At 70.0% G+C, this 20,299-nt stretch carries 14 protein-coding genes; 11 read left to right on the top strand and 3 right to left on the bottom strand.

From position 1 onward, the window contains the following. Positions 1–93: 93 nt before the first annotated feature. The 6 genes from ABZ928_RS44820 to ABZ928_RS44795 all read left to right on the top strand — a co-directional run bounded on the left by ABZ928_RS44820 (position 94) and on the right by ABZ928_RS44795 (position 9,970). Positions 94–1,578 (top strand): VCBS repeat-containing protein, encoded by a 1,485-nt coding sequence (locus ABZ928_RS44820; protein WP_361532879.1) that lies wholly within the window; start codon positions 94–96, stop codon positions 1,576–1,578. A 199-nt stretch (positions 1,579–1,777) separates the two neighbouring features. Beyond that, positions 1,778–3,328 (top strand): alkaline phosphatase D family protein, encoded by a 1,551-nt coding sequence (locus ABZ928_RS44815; RefSeq protein ID WP_361532876.1) that lies wholly within the window; start codon positions 1,778–1,780, stop codon positions 3,326–3,328. A gap of 105 nt (positions 3,329–3,433) precedes the next feature. Beyond that, entirely contained in the window at positions 3,434–4,639 is a 1,206-nt protein-coding gene (locus ABZ928_RS44810) for a hypothetical protein (RefSeq protein WP_361532873.1), read from the top strand. 215 nt (positions 4,640–4,854) lie between these two features. After that, entirely contained in the window at positions 4,855–6,354 is a 1,500-nt protein-coding gene (locus ABZ928_RS44805; protein ID WP_361532870.1) for a bifunctional cytidylyltransferase/SDR family oxidoreductase, read from the top strand. Positions 6,355–6,509: 155 nt separating this feature from the next. Continuing rightward, positions 6,510–8,561: a hypothetical protein gene (locus ABZ928_RS44800; protein WP_361532867.1), complete on the top strand. Its 2,052-nt coding sequence runs from the start codon at positions 6,510–6,512 to the stop codon at positions 8,559–8,561. A 200-nt stretch (positions 8,562–8,761) separates the two neighbouring features. Beyond that, entirely contained in the window at positions 8,762–9,970 is a 1,209-nt protein-coding gene (locus ABZ928_RS44795; protein ID WP_361532864.1) for a glycosyltransferase family 2 protein, read from the top strand. Between the two features lie 43 nt (positions 9,971–10,013). On the opposite strand, the gene ABZ928_RS44790 is transcribed toward ABZ928_RS44795, so the two are convergent. Further along, positions 10,014–12,065 carry a hypothetical protein gene (locus ABZ928_RS44790; RefSeq protein WP_361532861.1) on the bottom strand — a complete coding sequence of 684 codons (2,052 nt, stop codon included), beginning with the start codon at positions 12,063–12,065 and terminating at the stop codon, positions 10,014–10,016. A 217-nt stretch (positions 12,066–12,282) separates the two neighbouring features. Next, the gene (locus ABZ928_RS44785; RefSeq protein ID WP_361532858.1) at positions 12,283–13,674 is read right to left on the bottom strand and encodes a polysaccharide pyruvyl transferase family protein; all 1,392 of its coding nucleotides are present in this window, start codon (positions 13,672–13,674) and stop codon (positions 12,283–12,285) included. A gap of 204 nt (positions 13,675–13,878) precedes the next feature. Between ABZ928_RS44785 and proB the strand changes: the two genes are divergently transcribed. The 5 genes from proB to ABZ928_RS44760 all read left to right on the top strand — a co-directional run bounded on the left by proB (position 13,879) and on the right by ABZ928_RS44760 (position 19,004). Next, positions 13,879–15,006, top strand: a complete 1,128-nt coding sequence (proB, locus tag ABZ928_RS44780) for a glutamate 5-kinase (protein ID WP_361533079.1) — start codon at positions 13,879–13,881, stop codon at positions 15,004–15,006. A gap of 197 nt (positions 15,007–15,203) precedes the next feature. After that, positions 15,204–15,662: a hypothetical protein gene (locus tag ABZ928_RS44775; RefSeq protein WP_361533076.1), complete on the top strand. Its 459-nt coding sequence runs from the start codon at positions 15,204–15,206 to the stop codon at positions 15,660–15,662. 150 nt (positions 15,663–15,812) lie between these two features. Then, a complete protein-coding gene (locus ABZ928_RS44770) occupies positions 15,813–17,099 on the top strand; it encodes a glutamate-5-semialdehyde dehydrogenase (RefSeq protein WP_361532855.1) in 1,287 nt (428 codons plus the stop codon). Between the two features lie 116 nt (positions 17,100–17,215). Continuing rightward, the gene (locus ABZ928_RS44765) at positions 17,216–17,830 is read left to right on the top strand and encodes a hypothetical protein (protein ID WP_361532852.1); all 615 of its coding nucleotides are present in this window, start codon (positions 17,216–17,218) and stop codon (positions 17,828–17,830) included. 100 nt (positions 17,831–17,930) lie between these two features. Next, positions 17,931–19,004 carry a hypothetical protein gene (locus tag ABZ928_RS44760; RefSeq protein WP_361532849.1) on the top strand — a complete coding sequence of 358 codons (1,074 nt, stop codon included), beginning with the start codon at positions 17,931–17,933 and terminating at the stop codon, positions 19,002–19,004. A gap of 126 nt (positions 19,005–19,130) precedes the next feature. Here the strand turns inward: ABZ928_RS44760 and ABZ928_RS44755 are convergent, their stop codons facing one another. Beyond that, positions 19,131–20,225: a M48 family metallopeptidase gene (locus ABZ928_RS44755; protein WP_361533073.1), complete on the bottom strand. Its 1,095-nt coding sequence runs from the start codon at positions 20,223–20,225 to the stop codon at positions 19,131–19,133. Positions 20,226–20,299 lie beyond the last annotated feature (74 nt).

The raw sequence follows: 20,299 nt of genomic DNA, 5'->3' as shown, positions 1-20,299 counted from the left end.
CCAACCGTCGTATCGGTGAGTCGTACAGGGCGGCGTGGATGAGGATCTTGAGTCTCTCCGCGGTCAACTGCCCTTACGACAGCCGGAGTTCACGTGACCGTGTCTGCCTCGCCCGTTTCGCTCTCGCTCAGAACCCGGCGCGCCGTCGTCGTGGCGATCGCCCTGGTCGCCGCGACGTGCGGCGCGCTTCCCGTCGCTCAGGCACAGTCCAGGACTGAGGTGCGGCAGGACTTCAACGGTGACGGCTATGAGGACCTCGCCGTCGGCGCGCCGTACGCCACGGTCGGCGGGAAGAAGGCCGCCGGGTACGTCGCCATCGTGTACGGGTCGAAGAAGGGCCTGAACCTCGCGACCAAGAAGGTCTACACGCAGGCCTCGCCCGGAATCCCGGGTTCGCCCGAGACCGACGACCGCTTCGGTGACCACGTCATCCCGGCCGACCTGGACGGCGACGGTTACACCGACCTGGTGGTGCCCGCGACGGGGGAACACTGGATGTGGGGCGGCGAGGCGCAGGTCCACAGCCAGACCGTGCTGTGGGGCTCCGCGAACGGCCTGACCGGGGCGAAGCTGCTTCAGCCGGGGCGGCTCCTCGCCCCGTACTACAGCATCGCCGGTGACTTCGACGGCGACGGCCACACCGACCTCGCCCTGCCCGGCGGTGTGCGGTTCGGCCCCTTCACCCGGGACGGCGTGCCCGCCCGGACCCAGGCGATCCCCGCATACCCCGCCGACGACTCGATCCTCGACATGGCCGCCGGGGACGTCGACGGCGACGGCATCACCGACCTCGTCTCGCTGACCATGCCCGCCGACTGGGAACCCGGCGACCAGAGCTCCAACCACACCCTCAACTACCTGCGCGGCACCCAGCAGGGCCTCACCGCGCTCACCGCCCTGCGCGACGCGTCGGGCGCGAAGATCGAGGGCGGCGACGACATCGAGCTCGGTGACGTGAACGGCGACGGCCGCGACGACATCGTCTTCGGCAGGCCCTACCCCGCCAACGGCAACGACGAGCCGAGCGACCCGAGCCAGTACGGCAGCCGGGTCGGCGTGGTCCTCGGCACGGCGCAGGGCCCGAGGACCGGCGACCCCCGGATGCTGTACCAGGACACCCCGGGCGTCCCGGGCGCCGACGAGCCCGGCGACCTCTTCGGCGCGTCCGTCGCCGTCGGGGACGTCAACGGCGACGGCTACGCCGACATCGTGGCCGGCAACCCGCTGGAGGACTTCTCCGGCGTCCAGGACGCGGGCACGGTCGCCGTGATCCCGGGCGGGGCGGCCGGCCCCACCGGCGCCGGTTCGAAGGTGTTCAGCCAGAACACGGCCGGTGTCCCCGGCACCGCCGAGCGCCGGGACCGCTTCGGCGGGGCCGTCACCCTCCTCGACACCGACGGCGACGGCCGCGCCGACCTCATCGTGGGCGCACCCGGCGAGAACTCCGACGCCGGCTCGCTCTCGGCCTTCCGCTCCACCAGCGCCGGCGTCACCACCACGGGCGCCCTCTCCTTCGGTGCGGGCACCCTCGGCACGACGGGGCCGGGCGCCCGCTTGGGCGAGGCGTTCCCACGCTGAGCCCGCTGACCCGGGCGACCCGCACCAAGCTGATGATCGGTCAGGCCTGTTGTGGCGCCCGAACGTTCCCGCGCCGCGACGGGTCTTCTGTTGTCTCCCTAGCTGTCATGTACGCGAATTGCTCTGTTCAACAGGCGGTCTGCCCGGAAGCGTGAGCTTCAACGTGTCCAAGCGTCCAGTGAGGCAGGGGAGTTCACTGATGACCGGAGCAGCATCGCCCGACCGACGCCGTTTTCTGACGACCAGCGCAGCGGTACTGTCAGCTGTGGCCTCCACCCAGCTGTGGCTGCCGGCCACCGCCCGGGCAGCCGAAACCCCGGTGCCCGACGGGGTGTTCAGCCTGGGTGTCGCCTCCGGCGACCCCCTCCCCGACGGCATCGTGCTGTGGACCAGACTCGCCCCCGACCCGCTCAACGGCGGCGGTATGCCGGACGTGGCGGTCGCGGTGGAGTGGGAGCTCGCGGAGGACGACCGGTTCAGAAAGACCGTACGACGGGGTGTCGCACAGGCCCTGCCCGAGTACGGGCACAGCGTTCACGTGGATGTACGGCATCTGCGCCCTGGCCGCGACTACTGGTACCGCTTCCGGGTCGGTGGGCAGCTCTCGCCGACCGGCCGCACCCGCACCGCGCCCCCCGCGCACAGCAAGGGCGGCAGCCTGCGGTTCGCCCTGGCGTCCTGTCAGAACTGGCAGCACGGCTATTTCACGCCATACGCCGACATGCTCGCGCAGGACCCCGACTTCGTGCTCTTCGTCGGCGACTACATCTACGAGTCGACGCCGTCGGCGACCGGGGTGCGCCGGCACGAGGGCACGGGAGAGCCGTACACCCTGGTCCAGTACCGCAACCGGTACGCGCAGTACCGCACGGACCCGGACCTCGCCGCGATGCACGCGAACGCGCCCTTCGTCGTCACCTTCGACGACCACGAGGTCGACAACGACTGGGCCGGCGAGATCCCCCAGGACCCCGACAAGCAGACCCACGACGCGTTCGTGGCCCGGCTCACCGCGGCCTATCAGGCGTACTACGAGCACATGCCGGTCCGCGCGACCTCGGTGCCGAACGGTCCGCACATCCAGATGTACCGGCGGCTGGAGTTCGGGCGGCTGGCCCGGCTCAACGTGCTCGACACCCGGCAGTTCCGCAGCGACCAGGTCACCACCCAGGAGGCCGCCCAGGATCCGTCGCTCACCATGCTCGGCGCCGAGCAGAAGCAGTGGCTGATCGACGGGCTGCGGGACTCGCCGGCCCGCTGGAACCTCATCGCCTCGCAGATCATGATGGCGGAGACCGACATCCTGCTCGGCGCGGGCAAGCAGTGGTTCTACGACGCCTGGGACGGCTACCAGGCCGAACGCAACCAGTTCCTCGCCGAGTTCGAGAGCGTCCGCAACCCGGTCGTGCTCAGCGGCGACCGGCATCTGACGATGATCAGCGACCTCAGGCTGGACTTCGCCGACCCGGACTCCGATGTCGTCGGCGCCGAGTTCGTGGGGACGTCCATCTCCAGCAACGGCGACCAGGACCAGGCCGCCTTCCACGCCCAGTGGGACCCGCTGATGGCGGACAACCCGCACTGGAAGTTCATCGACGCCCACCGCGGCTACCACCTCTTCGACGTCGACCGGCACGGTATCGACGCCCAGGTCAGGGTGGTGGACACAGTCCGCACCCCGACGGCGGTGCCGAGCACGCTGGCCGCGCTGCGGGTGGACGCGGGACGGCCGGGCGTGCGGCTGGTGTGACCTCCGGCGCGCTCATGAAATCTGTGTGACGGGAGCCTGGGACTCATCTGTGTCCCAGGCCTCTCTCAGCGCGGTCTCAGGAATCCCTCTTACCGTCCCTTGACCATGGAGACGGACTGTACGAGAGATGAAGGCGCGGCGAACGACGGTGTGATCGCCCCGCTGCCCGCCGGGACCCGGCTGCTGCACATAGGCCCCCACAAGACCGGTACGACCTCGATCCAGGGCGCGCTGTTCGCCGCCCGGGAGAAGCTGGGCGAGCACGGGGTCGACTGGCCGCACACGTCCCGGCACCCCATGGACGCCGTCCTGGCGGCCGTCTCGCGCGGCGGGATGATGGGCGACCGCGGACCCAGTGAGAAGCAGTGGCTCCAGCTGGTGGACCGGGTGAAGGCCGCCGGTGACCGCACCGCCGTGGTCAGCAGTGAGTTCTTCGCCGACGCGCCCGACGACGAGACCATCGAGCGGGTCGTCGAGCAGCTCGGCGGCGAGTCCGTGCATGTCCTGATCACCCTGCGCCCGATCGCGAAGATCATGCCCTCGCAGTGGCAGCAGTACGTGCAGAACGGTCTGCGCATGGGCTACGAGGACTGGCTCACGCACATGCTCAGGAAGGCGCCGTACGAGCAGCCCAACCCCAGCTTCTGGCGCCGGCACCGGCACGACCGGCTGATCGAGCGCTGGGCCCGGGTGGCCGGGCCGGGGCGGATCACCGTCGTCGTGGTCGACGACCGGGACCGCGGCGGGCTCATGCGCACTTTCGAATCGCTTCTCGGACTGCCGGAGAACCTCCTCCAGGAGGTCCCGGACACCGCCAACCGTTCCCTCACGCTCGCCGAGACCGAAATGCTGCGGAATCTTAATAAGGAATTCCGCGGCAATGGACTGCCCGACGAGCTGTATTCCAGGCTGGTCCGGCACGGCGCGGTCATGCATATGAAGAACACGTGCAGCCCGACCGCTCAGGACGTGAAGATCCGCACCCCGCAGTGGGCCGTCGAGGCCGCCGCCGGGATCGGCGCCGAGATGGCGCAGCGCATCGGCACGATGGGCGTGCGCGTCCTCGGCGACCTGGACCTGCTGTCCAGCGTGCCGAAGCCCGCGACAAAGGCCACGACCGAGACCGCGGCGGAAGCGCGGATCGCCCCCGAGGTCGCCGCCCAGGCGCTGTACGGGGCGCTGGCCGCGGCCGCCGCCACGCCGATCCGGAACACCGCCCCGGCGAAGGCGCGCACTGTTCACCAGACCTCGTCCAGGGAACTCATGAAGGTGCTCGGACACCGTTGCCTGAAGCGGCTCGGGCGGCGCTGAGCGGTACGGTCGTCACCCACAGCAATACACAACTCCCTGTGGAGTTACTCACAGCAATTCCAGGGTGCTCACCACAACGGTCTCCTCAATCACCAGGAGTGCAAGGTGAATGACAGATGGCGCGCACATATGCAGCGGACGGCGCTCACCTTGCACTGCGGTAACCCCAAGTGGGACCATTTCGAAGTTCCCTGTCGCCCCGAGGTAGGTCATCTGTGTCCCAGCACATCGCCAAGCCCCGTACCACCGCAGTGATCCTGGCCGGCGGTACCGGTCAGCGTGTGGGTCTTTCGATCCCCAAGCAGCTGCTGAAGATCGCCGGCAAGGCAGTCATCGAGCACACCCTGACCACCTTCGAGAACGCCGACTCGATCGACGACATCATCGTTCTGATGGCGCCGGGCTACGTGCCGGACATAGAGAAGATCGTCGCCAAGGCCGGGTTCACCAAGGTCAAGAAGATCATCGAGGGCGGCTCCACGCGGAACGAGACCACCGAGCGCGCCATCGAGGCGCTCGGCGAGGGCCTGGCCGAGGGCGAGGACCTCAACGTCCTGTTCCACGACGCCGTCCGCCCGCTGCTCTCGCAGCGCGTCATCGACGACTGCGTGGTCGCCCTGGAGCGCTTCCAGGCCGTCGACGTCGCCATCCCGTCCGCGGACACCATCATCGTGACCCGCACCCACGGCGAGGACGGCGAGTTCATCACCGAGATCCCGGACCGCTCCCGGCTGCGCCGCGGCCAGACCCCGCAGGCCTTCAAGCTGTCCACCATCAAGCGGGCCTACGAGGTCGCCGCCGGTGACCCCAACTTCCAGGCCACGGACGACTGCTCGGTCGTGCTCAAGTACCTGCCGGACGTGCCGATCCACGTCGTCGCGGGCGACGAGTACAACATGAAGGTCACCCAGCCCGTCGACGTCTTCATCGCCGACAAGCTCTTCCAGCTGGCCTCCACCGCCGCGCCCGAGCAGGTCTCCGAGGAGGCCTACCGCGAGCTGCTGACCGGCAAGACCGTGGTCGTCTTCGGCGGTTCGTACGGCATCGGCAAGGACATCGCCGAACTCGCCGAGTCCTACGGCTCGAAGGTGTACGCGCTGGGCCGCTCCACCACCGGCACGCACGTCGAGAACCCCGAGGAGGTCGACGACGCGCTGTCCAAGGCGTACGCGGAGACCGGGCGCATCGACTACGTCGTCAACACCGCGGGCGTGCTGCGCATCGGCAAGCTCGCGGAGACCGACAACGCGACCATCGAGGAAGCGCTCAAGGTCAACTACCTTGCCCCGGTGCAGATCGCACGTTCCAGCTACAAGTACCTGGCGGAGACCAAGGGCCAGCTGCTGCTCTACACCTCCAGCAGCTACACCCGCGGCCGCGCCGAGTACAGCCTCTACTCCTCGACCAAGGCCGCCATGGTGAACCTCACCCAGGCCCTGTCCGACGAGTGGGCCGGCGACGGTGTGCGCGTCAACTGCATCAACCCGGAGCGCACCGCCACCCCGATGCGCACCAAGGCCTTCGGGCAGGAGCCCTCGGGCACCCTGCTCTCCTCCGAGGCCGTCGCCCGTACCTCCCTCGATGTGCTGCTGTCCGAGCTCACCGGGCACGTCATCGACGTCCGCCAGCAGGACCCGACGGCCGCCGCGGGCCAGGCCTCCGGGTTCGAGCAGGCACTGGCCGCCGTCCTTGACCGTCAGGACGGCGTGGCATAATCAGCTGTAATTAGACATCTGCTATTCAGGCCTCTGTGTTCGCCCGTTATCGGAGCATTCGCAGGGGCCTGAATCAGTACCCCGCGCGAATTCCTCACATTTTCGCTGCATATAAGAACCAGACCGGCACTCCCCCTCCAAGAGCAGGTTCCTCTGTGATAACCAGAGCCATTCGCGTCGCCCGGGTGGGCAGCGCGGCCGAGCTGGCCGCCGCGGTCCTCATGATCCTGGGCTTCCCGGCGCTCATGCTGACCGCGCTGATCCCGAGCGTCCCGGCCTTCGCGATCGCCGCCGCGGTGACATACCTCGCGGACCACTATCTGCACCGCAAGGGCAGCTATCTGATCAACCGCCTGAGCAAGGTGCGCGCGGGTCTGTCGATCCGCTTCCTGATCAGGCAGCTCCTGCTGCTTCTGCTGCTGGCCCGCCTGGACCTGTCGGACGGTCTGATCTTCTACGGCGCGATCGCCTGCTTCATCGCGTTCTACGGCCTCCAGGCCCCGCACGGCGCGCTGACCACCCTGATCCGCAACCGCCGCCGGATGCCGGTCGCCACCCGCAACGTCGACCTGAAGTCCCGCATCCGCATCCCGGACGCGCCGCCGCAGGGCCTGCTCAACCGGTCGGCCGAGAAGATACTGCACCTCGACCTCGCCGCCGTGATCGGCGTACTGGTCGCCGCGTCCCTGGACGAGTCGCTGGCCGCCGTCATCGGCATCGCGGTGACGATAGCGCTGGGCTCGCTGTACGTCCTGGTCCTCATGCCGTACGTGCGCGGCGCGAAGATCCCGCCGAACGACGAGAAGGTGCTCGCCGCGGTCGACGACTGGCTGCGCGACTACCGCCCGGAGACGGTGCTGTACTTCTCCGGCTCCAAGGACTCGGCGTACCAGGTCAACATGTGGCTGGAGACCATGGAGCAGCTGGACTCCAAGCCGCTGATCCTCTTGCGTGAGCGCGTCATACTGCAGAACCTCGCGCCCACCACGGTCCCCGTCATCTGCGTGCCCGGAGGGGTGCACCTGATGAACATGGACCTGTCGACCGTGCGGGTCGCGCTGTACGCGGCCAACGTCGGCAAGAACATCCACCTGCTGCGCGTCCCCACCATGAAGCACGTCTTCATCGGCCACGGCGACAGCGACAAGCTCGCCAGCGTCAACCCGTTCAGCAAGGTGTACGACGAGGTGTGGACCGCCGGGCGCGCGGGCCGCGACCGCTACGCCATCGCCGACGTCGGTGTCCGCGACGACGACATCGCCGAGGTGGGCCGCCCGCAGCTGGCGCCGATCCAGACCTGGCAGGGAGTGCCGGAAGGTCGTATCCCGACCGTCCTCTACGCGCCCACCTGGGAGGGCTGGGACGGCGACCCGGGCAACACCTCGCTGATGCTGGCCGGCGAGAACATCGTGAAGAAGCTGCTCAAGGCCGACCCGCCGGTCCGTGTCCTGTACAAGCCGCACCCCTTCACGGGCACCGTCCTCGCCCAGGCCGGCACCGCGCACAAGCGGATCACGGCCCTGATCGAGAAGGCCGCCGTCGAGCGCGCCGCCGACGCCCGCTTCACCGCCGACGCGGCCGCCCAGCAGCGGGCCAAGGCCGAGCTCGTCCGCATCGAGGCCCGCATCACCGAGCTGTCCGGCACCGGCGGCGAGAAGGGCGACGAGGCCGAGGCCACCCGTGAAGGCGTGGTCGACGTCGCGAAGCACGAGGAGATCGCCCGGCTGCGCGCCGAGTGGAACGACGCCTACTGGGCCTCCTTCGGCAGCCACGAGCACCGCGTCATCACCGGCGCCGAACCGCGGCTGTACGACTGCTTCAACGTCTCCGACGCGATGGTCTCCGACATCTCCAGCGTGGTCTCCGACTTCATCGCGAGCGGCAAGCCGTACGCGGTGACGGACTCCGCCGCGCTGGGCGAGGAGGAGTTCAAGCGGCAGAACACCGCCGTGCGCGCCGCGACGATCCTGTCCAACAAGGCGACCGAGCTGGGCGCCCTGCTGGACGCGGTCCGCGACCCGGCGGGCGACCCGCTCGCCGAGGACCGCAAGGAGCTCAAGCAGTATCTGCTCGGCCCGGACGAGCCCACGTCCATCGAGCAGTTCAACACCGCGGTCGCGAACCTCTCCCTCAAGGCGGAGGCGCGCAACGTCGGCCAGGAGTCACGGGCGGCGGCCGGAGCCGCGGAGGCCACGACCAAGGCGTGACCGGCCCGCGCGGCTGATCCGTTCGGCCTCAGGGCCCGGTTTTCGAGGAGTGATCCTCGAAAACCGGGCCCTTTTGCGTACCTGAGGGGGGAACGGTCGTTGTAGACCGTGACCTGCGTCACAAAGCCAGTGCACAGAGACAACCGCTTGCGACTTTCAACCGTCTAACGGTTAGCCAATAAGGGGATTACGGGGGAAATGTGACCCAGCCTGACGTCACCGTGGTCATCGGTGCGTACGAAGCCATGCCGTACCTGGTCGAGTGCCTCGCGTCCGTCGAGGCCCAGACCCTCGACCCCGCGCGCCTTGAGGTCATCGCGGTGGACGACGGCTCGACGGACGGCACGGGGGAGTGCCTGGAGGCGTTCGCGGCCCGCGCGGCCATGGCGGTCACCGTGATCCGGCAGGACAACTCCGGCGGCCCCAGCGGCCCGCGCAACGTCGGCCTCGGCAAGGCCGCCGGACGGTACGTCTTCTTCCTCGACGCCGACGACCGGCTCGGCCCCGAGGCCCTGGAGCGCATGGTCGCGATGGCCGACCGCAACGGCACGGACGTCGTCCTCGGCCGCGTCGAGGGCGTCAACCGCAAGCCGCCGGGCTCCATGTGGGGCCGGACCCTCGAACGCACCGACGTCTGGTCCTCCAACATCAAGTTCACGCTGAGCGCGCAGAAGCTGTTCCGCCGCGCGCTCCTCGAACGGCACGGCATGCGGTTCGACGAGTCCCTGTGGACCGGCGAGGACGCGCTGTTCACCATGGAGGCCTATCTGCGGGCCGACGGCGTCTCCCTCATCGACGACTACACCTGCTACTACCTGGTCGGCCGTGACGACGGCAAGCACGTCACGAAGAGCGGCAGCTACACCCTCCGCTTCGACTCCGCGCGCGCCCTCATGAACCTCATCGCGGAGATGGTCCCGGCGGGCCCCCGGCGCGACATGCTCATGGTCCGCCCCTTCCTCGTCACCCTGCTCCCGCAGTTCGGCCCGAAGTACCTGCGTGACAGCGAGGAGGTCCGCCGGCACAAGTTCGAGCTGGCGAAGCCCCTCCTGGACGCCTACTGGACCGACGAGGTCGCCCACCGCCTCCGCGTCAACGAACGCCTGCGCCTCCACCTGGTCGCCGCGGAACGCCCCGAACTCCTGGTGGAGGTACTGGAGTTCCTCCGCACGAAGAAGACCCCGGACGCGCTGCTGGAGCGCAACGGCCGCCGCGTCTACCTCGCCTACCCCCGCTTCCGGGACACCGCCACCGGCATCCCGGACTCCGTCTACCTCGCCGAACCCCGCGAGGCCCGAGCGGTCCCCGGCTTCCGCGAGGGCGGCCTCGACTCCTTCGTACGCCGCGCCACCCGCAAGGCCCGCCGCATACTGCCGACGAGGGACGTCAGCTCGGCCCCGGCGGTGTGACGGAGGGCGGGGCGTCACGGGGGGTGCGGAGGCCGGCCCGGCGTCACGGGGTGGTGGTCCGCCGTTCCTCGGCCTCCTCCGCCTCCGCCCGTGACTCCTCCGCCCGCAGCTCCTCCGCCTCGGCCTGCCGCTGGCCGGGGATCTCCGCCGCCAGGCGCTCCCGCATCCGTGCCCGGTGCTCCCGTGCCTCCACGCACAGTGCCTGGACGGCCGCGTCGAAGCGCACCTGGGACGCCGGTTCCGCCGGGCCCAGCAGATGCCGCTTCAACTCGGCGCGGGCCTCGGCCAGTTCGTCCAGTGCGGGGTTCCGTACCGCCGCCAACAGCCGTGCCACCCCGCTCGCGTCCGGCGCCAGCACGGTCGCGGCCCGAGCGGTCGGGAAGGCCTCCCGGAACGCCTCCTCGGCCAGCCCGCTGGTGTTGGCCACCGCATAGGGCTTGCCGCTCGCCAGGAAGTCGCTGACCACGCTCGACACATCGCTGATGAGCAGATCGGCCCGGTTGAAGCAGGCGTACAGCGCCGGCCGGGCATCGGTGACGACCTGGTGCTCCCACTCCGGCAGCGAGGCCCAGTACGCCGCCTCCCAGGCCGCCGTGGCCCGCTCCACCGCCCGCGCCCGCCCCCTCGGCGGCGCCGACTGCAACAGCATCCGCTCGACCTGATCGGCACCGGCGCGGAAGTCGGCCGTGGTGAGCCGGTCCAACTCCGCGGTGCACCGGGCGAGTTCCCCGTCCCCGGCCGGCCGTACCCCCGTCCGCCGCCGGTTCGCGGCCCGCACCAGCTCCCGGATCCGCTGATCGGCCGCCCCCGCCCGCGCGTCGACCGAGCCGGTCAGCGGATGCGGCTTGTAGAGCAGCCGTACCCCGTCGTCCGCGAGCAGCGCCCGTACGAGGTTCTCGCCGGCCTCGATCACCGACGTGTTCCCGGGGTTGCCGTCCCAGCCCTCCCACGTGGGCGCGTAGAGGACAGTCGTGTACGTCCCCGTCGGCGGGCCCGAATACGGCCGTACGGCGTCCAGTTGGGGCCGTCCAGTCTCCACGACGTCCCGGTCGTCCACGCCGACCTCGGCCAGCGCGTACCGCTCGCGCGCCGCGGGACCGGCGACCCACACCTCGTCGTAGGCCTTCGCGTACGGGTTGCACGAGGACAGCTTGTCGCTCTCGCCGTGGTTGACGAAGGTGTGCTTGAGGGTGGGGATGCGCAGGACCTGGGAGGTCTTGCCGGAGTTGGAGGGGTGGATCAGGACCTGGAGGGTGGACTGCTCCAGGCGCATCAGGGTGGTGACCTTCGGCAGGCAGACAATGGGGACGTCGGTCGCCGCGATCTTCTGCACCATGAAGCGCTCGCGCAGGATCACGACCGGCCGCGCGTCGAGCTTGGCGAGCGGCTCCAGCCACATGTTCGCCTGGTAGGCCGAGGACGCGCCGCCGGAGAAGTACAGGCCGACGGTGGGCCGGTAGTCGGCCAGCCACGCGTCGAACCAGTCGAGGACCTCCTGCTCGCCCGCCGGACGGCGGCTCGGCAGCAGCCGCAGCAGCAGCTCGCCCAGACCGAGGAGGGCGAGGAGCAGGGACAGCGCGACCCCCGCCGCCGCGGCCGCCGGGATGTCGGTCGCCGCCGTGGCCCCCAGACCGGCGGTGGCGGGCCCGCCGAACAGCAGCAGCCGGTGCCCGGGGCGGCGCAGCAGCAGCGCGGGAGGGGCGGGGGACAGCCGCAGGGCGCTTGCGTCGATGTTCCGGGTGACCACCGGCAGGGTGCGGGTGCGGCGGACCAGGACGGAGACCGCCTGGATGGCGAAGTGCAGGGCGTAGAAGACCAGCAGACCGGCGATGAGCGGGGCGTACACGCCCTCCCGCTGCTGCTCGCCCAGCCGCAGCAGCCCCACCACCAGGAGCAGGTCGCGCAGCATGTGCCGCACGGTGATGTCCAGGTGCGACTTGGCGAAGACCGACATCATGCCCCGCTGCCAGCGGTACAGCACGCCCTCCCCGGCGACCGAGGCGGCCGTCGCGAGGAGCAGCAGCGGGATGTCGGGGAGCAGGGCCGCGACGGCCTGCGCGGTGCAGGCGGCGGCGAGGAGACCTGTGACGAGCACCTGGGCCGCCCGGCGGCGCAGGGGGAGGCGGCGGCGCGGGCGGCGGGTGAAGAGACGTTTCAGGGACCGTCGGGGACGGGGTCTGTTCGGCGTAGGGGGCACTGCGTCACTCCAAGGTCGTCGCAGGAGGTGCGCCCGGGTTAACGCGCGCCCACCTCTGGACGACACGCGCGTGTCCGGGCGCCTTCGAGCGACCGTGGAGTGATAAGGCGCCGGTCTACTGGCGGCCCGACTGCAGCGCCCGGCGGATCGGACCGCCCACGACCCGGCGGGCCCGGCGGTAGACCGACGGCGCCGGTACGGCCCCGGATGCCTTGGAGCCGGACTTGGCGCGGTCCAGGTCCCGCTTCAACCGCTCGTTGTCGAGGGTGAGTTGGGTGATGTGCTGCTGCATCCACGCCATCCGCGGGGCGAGCGAGGCCACGTCCGTCTCCAGCCAGGGGCGGACCCCCGCCGGGAACGACAGCTTGTCCATGCGGGCCTCGAAGGCGGCACCGCCGTCGCCGTGCGTGAAGGTGTTCTGCAGCCCGTTGCGGTCGAGGAACCCGGTGAAGCGTTCGAAGCGCTCGTGGTGACCGCTCATCAGCTTGCCGAAGTCGGCGTCCGCGTACAGCCGCGCCGGGTCCAGGTCCGCGGGCACCTTGTCGATCCTGAGGTGCGGGATGTCGAAGTAGCGGCACAGCTCCAGCGTGCGCGAGTCCCCGGTGAGCACGGTCGCCGGGGTGCCGGCGAGCAGGGCCGCGATGTTGCCGTGGATGCGCGAGCCGAAGGAGAAGTCGAACTCGGCGAGGTCGTCGATCCAGGTGATCGGGTCGATGTAGACCCGCACCTTGTCCTCGCGGTACATCGGGTGGTCCGGGTGCGACGGCATCCCGGTCACCTTGGCGTTCGGGTCCGACATGTCCCGCCAGTGCAGCTGCCGTGCGTCGGAGAGGTTCTGGCAGATGAAGCGCAGGTTCGGATAGGCGGCGTGGACCCGTGTGATGACCTTGCCGAGACCCTGCTTCTGGACGGCGTTGTGCGAGCCGTTGATCGCGATGCGGGACTCGGCGGTCAGCTCGGGCGACCGCTTCTGTACGTCGAGTTCCTTGCCGTACATGAACAGCGAGGGGCAGCCGATCGTCTCGACGTCCCGGAAGCCCATGTCCTTGAGGTACTGCTCGGTGAACTCGCCGCGCACGCCGATCGAGGCGCTGTGGTCGAGGACCGCCGAGACGAAGTCGCGCACGGCGGGCTCGATGGGCTTGAGCCGCGCCGGGTCGTAGTTCAGCCCGGTCTGCGCGCCGACGCCGGCCACCACGACCGGGATCTTCAGCTTCCTGATCAGCCGCGTCAGCCGCTTCAGCTGGACCTCGAACGACGGGCGGAACGCGTTCGCCAGGGGGACGACGAAGGCGTCGTACTCCTCGTTGATCCGGGCCGCCGCCGCGAGATCCGTGCGGATCCCGTTCGAGACGACCTCGGTGTCCGGGGTCTCCAGGATCTTGTGGGTGGCGTCGCTGAAGATCAGGTTGCCCGAGTTCGTCGCGATCACGTCCCGCTGGAGGGCTTCCTCCACGGGCACGACGTCGTACGGGCTCTTACCCGATCTGAGGAGTATGCGCTTCACACGGCGAACTGTAGGTTGCACAAACTTCAAATTAAGTTTGGATGCTCTTTGATTTCTATAAGCAACCCCTACAACCTTTTTGCCGTATGCGACGCGTGAGCAAACAGTTACGTCGTGATGTGTCCGGGGGCTGGACCGAACCGGCGGGCGAGGGGCCCTCTTCGGTAGATTGCTGCCACGCGCAAGGAAGTGGGGACAGTGCAGGTGGCAAGCGCTAGGCAGGCCGTGAGCGAGGCCCGCAGGATCGTCGTCAAGGTGGGTTCCTCGTCGCTGACCACCGCCGCGGGCGGTCTGGACGCCGACCGCGTCGACGCGCTCGTCGACGTCCTCGCCAAGAGCCGCAGCGGGGGAGAGCGGGAGATCGTCCTCGTCTCCTCCGGCGCCATCGCGGCCGGCCTCGCCCCGCTGGGCCTGCGCCGCCGCCCCAAGGACCTCGCCCGCCAGCAGGCCGCCGCCAGCGTCGGCCAGGGCCTGCTCATGGCCCGCTACACCGCCTCCTTCGCCCGCTACGGCGTCCGCGTCGGCCAGGTCCTGCTCACCAGCGACGACATGAGCCGCCGCTCCCACCACCGCAACGCCTCCACCACCCTCGACAAGCTCCTCGCGATGGGCGCGTTCCCGGTCGTCAACGAGAACGACACCGTCGCCACCGACGAGATCCGCTTCGGCGACAACGACCGCCTCGCCGCGCTCGTGGCCCACCTGGTCCGCGCCGACCTGCTGGTGCTGCTCTCCGACGTCGACGGGGTGTACGACGGCGACCCCAGCAAGCCCGGCACCTCGCGGATAGCGGAGGTGCGGGGGCCCGCTGACCTGGCCGGGGTGGAGATCGGCAGCACCGGCAAGGCCGGCGTCGGCACCGGCGGCATGGTCACCAAGGTCGAGGCCGCCCGGATCGCCGCCGCGGCCGGCATCCCCGTGGTGCTGACCAGCACGATCCACGCCGCCGACGCGCTCTCCGGCGGCGACACCGGCACCCACTTCCTCCCCACCGGCAAGCGCTCCGCCGACCGGCTGCTGTGGCTTCAGCACGCCTCGACCCCGCAGGGCTCGCTGACCCTGGACGACGGCGCGGTCAAGGCGGTCGTGCAGCGCCGCAAGTCGCTGCTGCCGGCCGGGATCGCCGCCGTCGAGGGCGAGTTCAACGCCGGGGACCCCGTCGAGCTGCGGGATCCGGAGGGACGCGCGGTGGCCCGGGGGCTCGTCAACTTCGACGCCAAGGAGATTCCCCAGCTGATCGGGCGTTCGACGCGCGAGCTGGCCCGCGAGCTGGGTCCGGCGTACGAACGGGAGGTCGTGCACCGGGACGACCTGGTGATCCTTCAGCCCTGAGAAGGGGCCCGGTCTCCTGGCCGCTTGGCTTTTCCCACCCGAAAACAGGGTGAACGCCCCGGCAAGACGGTCGTCCTCAGGTGGACGTTCCGCAAAAGTGCCACGCGAACCCTTGCGGCCTGCTCAACTTTGTCTCAGGGACACATTCCGCACGACCACCGGGTCGGTCACTGGTAGAGGAGGCCGTCGTGAGACGAGTGCGCCCTGGGGCACAGTCCCGCAGTGGTGCCGCCGAGGTCTCGTCCCGAGCGGCCGGTGAGGAGCGCGCCTTGACGAGCGTCGCGGCCGGCGACCGGTACGAGGAGCCGCAGGACCTGCCGCGGCTCTGGCATGTCACCCTCAGCGTCTCCGGGAAGGAGGCCCCGCTGAAGGAGGTGCGGCGCGGCCTCGAACAGCTCGCCCACGACCATCCCTTTCTCCTGACCAGCCGCTATGCCAACGACCACGCGGAGATCCGCTACTGGGAGGAGGCCCGCGACCTGCACGACGCCGCCGCCGTCGCCCTCCGCCTGTGGGGCGAGCACCGCCAGACCGCCCAGCTGCCGCCCTGGGAGATCGTCGGCCTGGAGGTCATCGACCGCGAGACCTACCACCAGCGCATCGCCGAGGGCTACGGCCCGCCACCGGCGAGCCCGGTGGGCGTACACCCGTTTTGATACGACCACGGACCGCGACCATCAATTGAGGAACCCCCGCGGCGAGCAACCACGTCCGCGAGAGCGGCGCCGGTTTAGGCGCAAAGGGGTGGTGTCTCGGGGTTTGGGATGAGCGGTGGACGCCCCCGTCCGGCGCACTACCCTTCCCTCATGACCTCGCTCTCGCCGTACGACTCCCTCACCCCGGTCACCCAGGCCGCGTACCGCGCCAAGGCGGCCGCCGCCGACCTCGCGCCGCTGCCGCGGGCCGCCAAGGACGACGCGCTGCTCGCCATCGCGGACGCGCTGGAGGTCCGTACGAGCGAGATCGTCGAGGCCAACGCCAAGGACATCGCCAAGGCCCGCGAGGCCGGCACCAGCGACACGATCATCGACCGGCTCACCCTCACCCCGGAGCGGGTGCGGGCCATCGCCTCCGACGTCCGGGACGTCGTTGCGCTGCCCGACCCGGTCGGCGAGATCGTCCGCGGCTCGACCCTCCCCAACGGCATCGACCTGCGCCAGGTCCGCGTCCCGCTCGGCGTCGTCGGCATCATCTACGAGGCCCGGCCCAACGTCACCGTGGACGCCGCCGCCCTCTGCCTGAAGTCCGGCAACGCGGTCCTGCTGCGCGGCTCGGCCTCCGCGTACGAGTCCAACACCGCCCTCGTACGGGTCCTGCGCGACGCGGTGGGCGGGGCAGGGCTGCCCGCCGACGCCGTCCAGCTGGTGCCCGGCGAGAGCCGCGAGAGCGTGCGCGAGCTGATGCGGGCCCGCGGCCTGGTCGACGTCCTCATCCCGCGCGGCGGCGCCTCGCTGATCCGGACCGTCGTCAACGAGTCCACCGTCCCCGTCATCGAGACCGGCACCGGCAACTGCCACGTCTACGTCGACGCGCAGGCCGACCTCGACATGGCGATCGACATCCTGATCAACTCCAAGGCGCAGCGCCCCAGCGTCTGCAACTCCGCCGAGACCCTCCTCGTCCACCAGGACATCGCCCCCGAGTTCCTGCCGCGGGCCCTGGACGCCCTCGCGGAGGCGGGCGTCACGGTCCACGCCGACGAACGGGTCCTGGCGTACGCCAAGGACTCCGAGGCGACGGTCGTCGAGGCCACGCCGGAGGACTGGGAGACCGAGTACCTCTCCTACGACATCGCCGCCGCGGTCGTCGACTCCCTCGACAAGGCCGTGGAGCACATCCGGCTGTGGACCTCCGGTCACACCGAGGCCATCGTCACGACCTCCCAGCAGGCCGCCCGCCGCTTCACCCAGCTCGTCGACTCCACCACCGTCGCCGTGAACGCCTCCACCCGCTTCACCGACGGCGGCGAGTTCGGCTTCGGCGCCGAGATCGGCATCTCCACGCAGAAGCTGCACGCACGCGGCCCGATGGGGCTGCCGGAGCTCACGAGCACGAAGTACATCGTCACGGGGGACGGGCACGTACGGCGCTGAGGTGTGCGACCGCGTGCGGCGCGGGCATATGCGTGGGGCACGCGCTTCTGGTGTGAGCCCGTACCGCACGAGAGGTGTCTCACAAGGCGGATGAATTTCCATACCGTCTGCCCAAATTGACCCCCCAGGTCTACTCTGGATCCGTGCCGGAGGACGTGGGGGGCACGCCGTTCCCTGACGGCTGGGAGCCCGACGACGACCACGACCGCGGGGTGTCGGACGAAGAGTTCGCCTCCGTGGTCTTCGACGAGGCCTTCGTACGGGCGGCCGTGGTGCACGAGCCGACCGCCGTCGAACGCCTCCTTGCCGCCGCCCAGGCGAGAGCGGAGGCCTCCGAGGCCGAGGCCCGCCGGGCGCACGGGCGCGGAGAGCGCTACGAGGACGGGTACGGCCCCGACGGGCGCGGTGGTTTCGGCCATGATCCCGAGCTCGACGAGCTGGACGACACCGACGATCTCGCCTTCGGCGAGCGCCGCTACGGCGCCGCCGGCACCTACGGCAAACAGGTCCGCTGGCACCGTCCGGTCGCCTGGATGCTGGCCCTGGTGATGGGCATCGGCATGGTCGCGCTGGCCTTCACCGCCGTCTACCGGGGCGCCTCCTCCAACAGCCGGGACCAGGGTCCGCCACCGCCCGCCTCGACCGGTCTGGAGCAAGGGAGCGCGGCGACCCCCTCGGTGTCGGCCGACTACTCCCAGCCTGCCGTCTCGGCGGTCCCGAAGACGCCCTGAACACTTACCGGCCATCCGCTGACGATCCTGGTGAGAACCTGTCAGAACTTGTCGCGCAGCAGGGCGTTTACCTGAGCTCCCGGAGACCTACTCTGAAGATATGGGAGGGCCTGGAGACCCACCTGAGGGGGCACCCGAGGGCGGCCCCGGTGGTGGAGAGGACGAGTACCGATCCGTCGTCTTCGACGAGTCGTTCGTCCGTGCTGCCCGCCTCCAGGAGTTCTCTGCGCAGGAGCGCATGGGCGACCACGCCCCCGCCGTCCGGCGCCGCCCGCCCATGCACCGCGGCCTGTCCCGGCAGGCGCTCGTCCTCGTCCTGCTGATCGCCCTGGCCTTCGGCACCGCGATCTACATGGGCGTACGGCACCCCTACGAGACCCCCGCCGCCGTACGGGACTCCCACCTTCCGCTCCGGATGACCGTCGTCCCGCTCGCCCCGCAGGGCAAGGTGCCCGGCGCCGCGGACGCCGAGTCCCTGTACGACCACAGCCCCGCCGCGAAGTACCGCGTCGGCGCCGCGGGCATCACCTTCCCGGCCGCGCGGGACACCTCGCACTTCTCCGAGACCCAGGTGCTCAGCGCCCTGGACACCGTCAAGGAGTACATCGTCCACTCCGCGCTCGACCCCGAGGTGCTCACCGGTGGGCAGACCCGGCCCGTACGGGTGCTGCTGCCCGCGGACCAGTACCTCCAGTTCGACGAGAGCCTCAGCCATCCGGCCGCCGACGGGGCGCACGCGGTGACCGGATGGCTGGTTCGCTTCGACCCCGAGAGTGTGGAGCTGGCCGATCCCAGGATCCGCGTCCAGGGGACCCTGCGGGCCGCGGAGACCGAGTCGACGATCCTGGAGATCACCGCGGACCACACGTTCGTCTACGCGCTGCGGCCCGTCGGTGCGGGGGCCGAGGACGAGGTGTCGTTGTTCACCGTGCGGCGCGAGATGCAGTTCCGGTTCGACCGGGACGATGTGCGGCTGCATCAGGCGCAGTTGTCCATGTCGTATGTGCAGGCCGGGCCGCTGTCCTGCGGTGACAACTCGGCTGATCTGCTGAGTCCGTTGCTGGCCGGCCAGACCGCGAAGGCGGGCGGGCCGGCCGGGACGGATCCGTACGCCACGGGTGAGGCGACGGCGGTTTGCGGGACGTTGGCGACGGGGGCTCTGCCGAAGCTATGACGGGCGGTGCGCCCAGTGCCGTTGGGGCTTTGGTTGGGTGGCGGGTGCGGGTTGTGTGTGGCTGGTCGCGCAGTTCCCCGCGCCCCTAGGTAGCTCTAGCCGCCCTTGGTCGAGAAGAGACCCGCGTCAGTCTTCGTCGCGCCGTGTCTCCGTCGGGGGCTCGTCGTCCGTCGGAGTCGAGCCGGCGAAGCCGCCGAAGCCCCGGCGTACCCTGCCGCCCAGGTCGCCCGCTCCGCCGGCGATGTCGGTGACCAGCTTCATCAAGGGGTCCTTGGAGCTCTTCACGTTGGTCGCGTAGTGCGAGGCCGACTCGCGGAAGGAGTCCGTGACCGAGGTGTCCTTGTCCTCGGTGCGGCGCGGGTAGTGGCCGTCCATGATCCGCTGGTAGTCCCGGGACTCGGACCACTTCTTCAGCTCGGCGGCGCGGACCGTGGTGAAGGGGTGGGTGCGGGGCAGGACGTTGAGGATCTTCAGGACGGAGTCGCGCAGGTCGCCCCCAGCCTCGTACTCCTCGGCCTGCTTCAGGAACGCGTCCACGTTCATCTCGTGCAGGTGGTGGCCGCCGGCGAGCTTCATCAGGCCGCGCATCGAGGCCCGCAGGTCCTGGCCGACGAGGAGGCCCGCGCGGTCCGCCGACAGCTCCGACTTGCGGAACCACTCGCGCAGCGCGGTCACGATCGCCATGATCGCGAGGTTGCCCAGCGGGATCCACGCCACTCGGATGGCGAGGTTGGTCAGGAACAGCAGGATGGTCCGGTAGACCGCGTGGCCGGACAGGGCGTGCCCCACCTCGTGCCCGACGACCGCCCGCATCTCCTCCTCGTCGAGCAGGTCGACCAGGCCGGTGGTGACGACGATGATCGGCTCGTCGAGGCCGATGCACATCGCGTTCGGAATCGGGTCCTGGTTGACGTACATCGGCGGGACCTTCTCCAGGTCCAGGATGTAACAGGCGTCCCGCAGCATGTCGTTGAGGTACGAGAACTGCTGGTCCGAGACCCGCACGGAGTCGGAAAGGAAGAGCAGCCTCAGGCTTCGCTCGGGCAGCAGTCCGCTGAGCGCCTTGAAGACCGTGTCGAAGCCGCTCAGCTTCCGCAGCGCCACCAGGGCGGAGCGGTCGGCGGGGTGTTCGTAGGCGCGCGAGGAGATTCCGGGGAAGCGCCTGCGCTGCCTGCTCGGCACGTTCTCGTGCCCGTTCTGCTCGTGGCCGTCGTCGGACATGTCTTCCCCCATGTGCGTGAGTGTGGCCCTTTGCGGACCCTTGTGCGGTCCTTTGCGCCCCCGAAGCAGAGCCC

The organism is Streptomyces sp. NPDC046909 (assembly GCF_040644695.1).
Classification (GTDB): Bacteria; Actinomycetota; Actinomycetes; order Streptomycetales; family Streptomycetaceae; genus Streptomyces.
The sequence above is the reverse complement of the archived record's forward strand: the minus strand, read 5'-3'. Positions and strand labels throughout refer to the sequence as shown.

Excerpts from the sequence above, each read along its gene's own strand:
- ABZ928_RS44815 (WP_361532876.1), top strand. The coding sequence starts at position 1,778 with ATGACCGGAGCAGCATCGCCCGACCGACGCCGTTTTCTGACGACCAGC.
- ABZ928_RS44810 (WP_361532873.1), top strand. The coding sequence starts at position 3,434 with ATGGAGACGGACTGTACGAGAGATGAAGGCGCGGCGAACGACGGTGTG.
- ABZ928_RS44770 (WP_361532855.1), top strand. The coding sequence starts at position 15,813 with ATGACCTCGCTCTCGCCGTACGACTCCCTCACCCCGGTCACCCAGGCC.
- ABZ928_RS44760 (WP_361532849.1), top strand. The coding sequence starts at position 17,931 with ATGGGAGGGCCTGGAGACCCACCTGAGGGGGCACCCGAGGGCGGCCCC.
- ABZ928_RS44755 (WP_361533073.1), bottom strand. The coding sequence starts at position 20,225 with ATGTCCGACGACGGCCACGAGCAGAACGGGCACGAGAACGTGCCGAGC.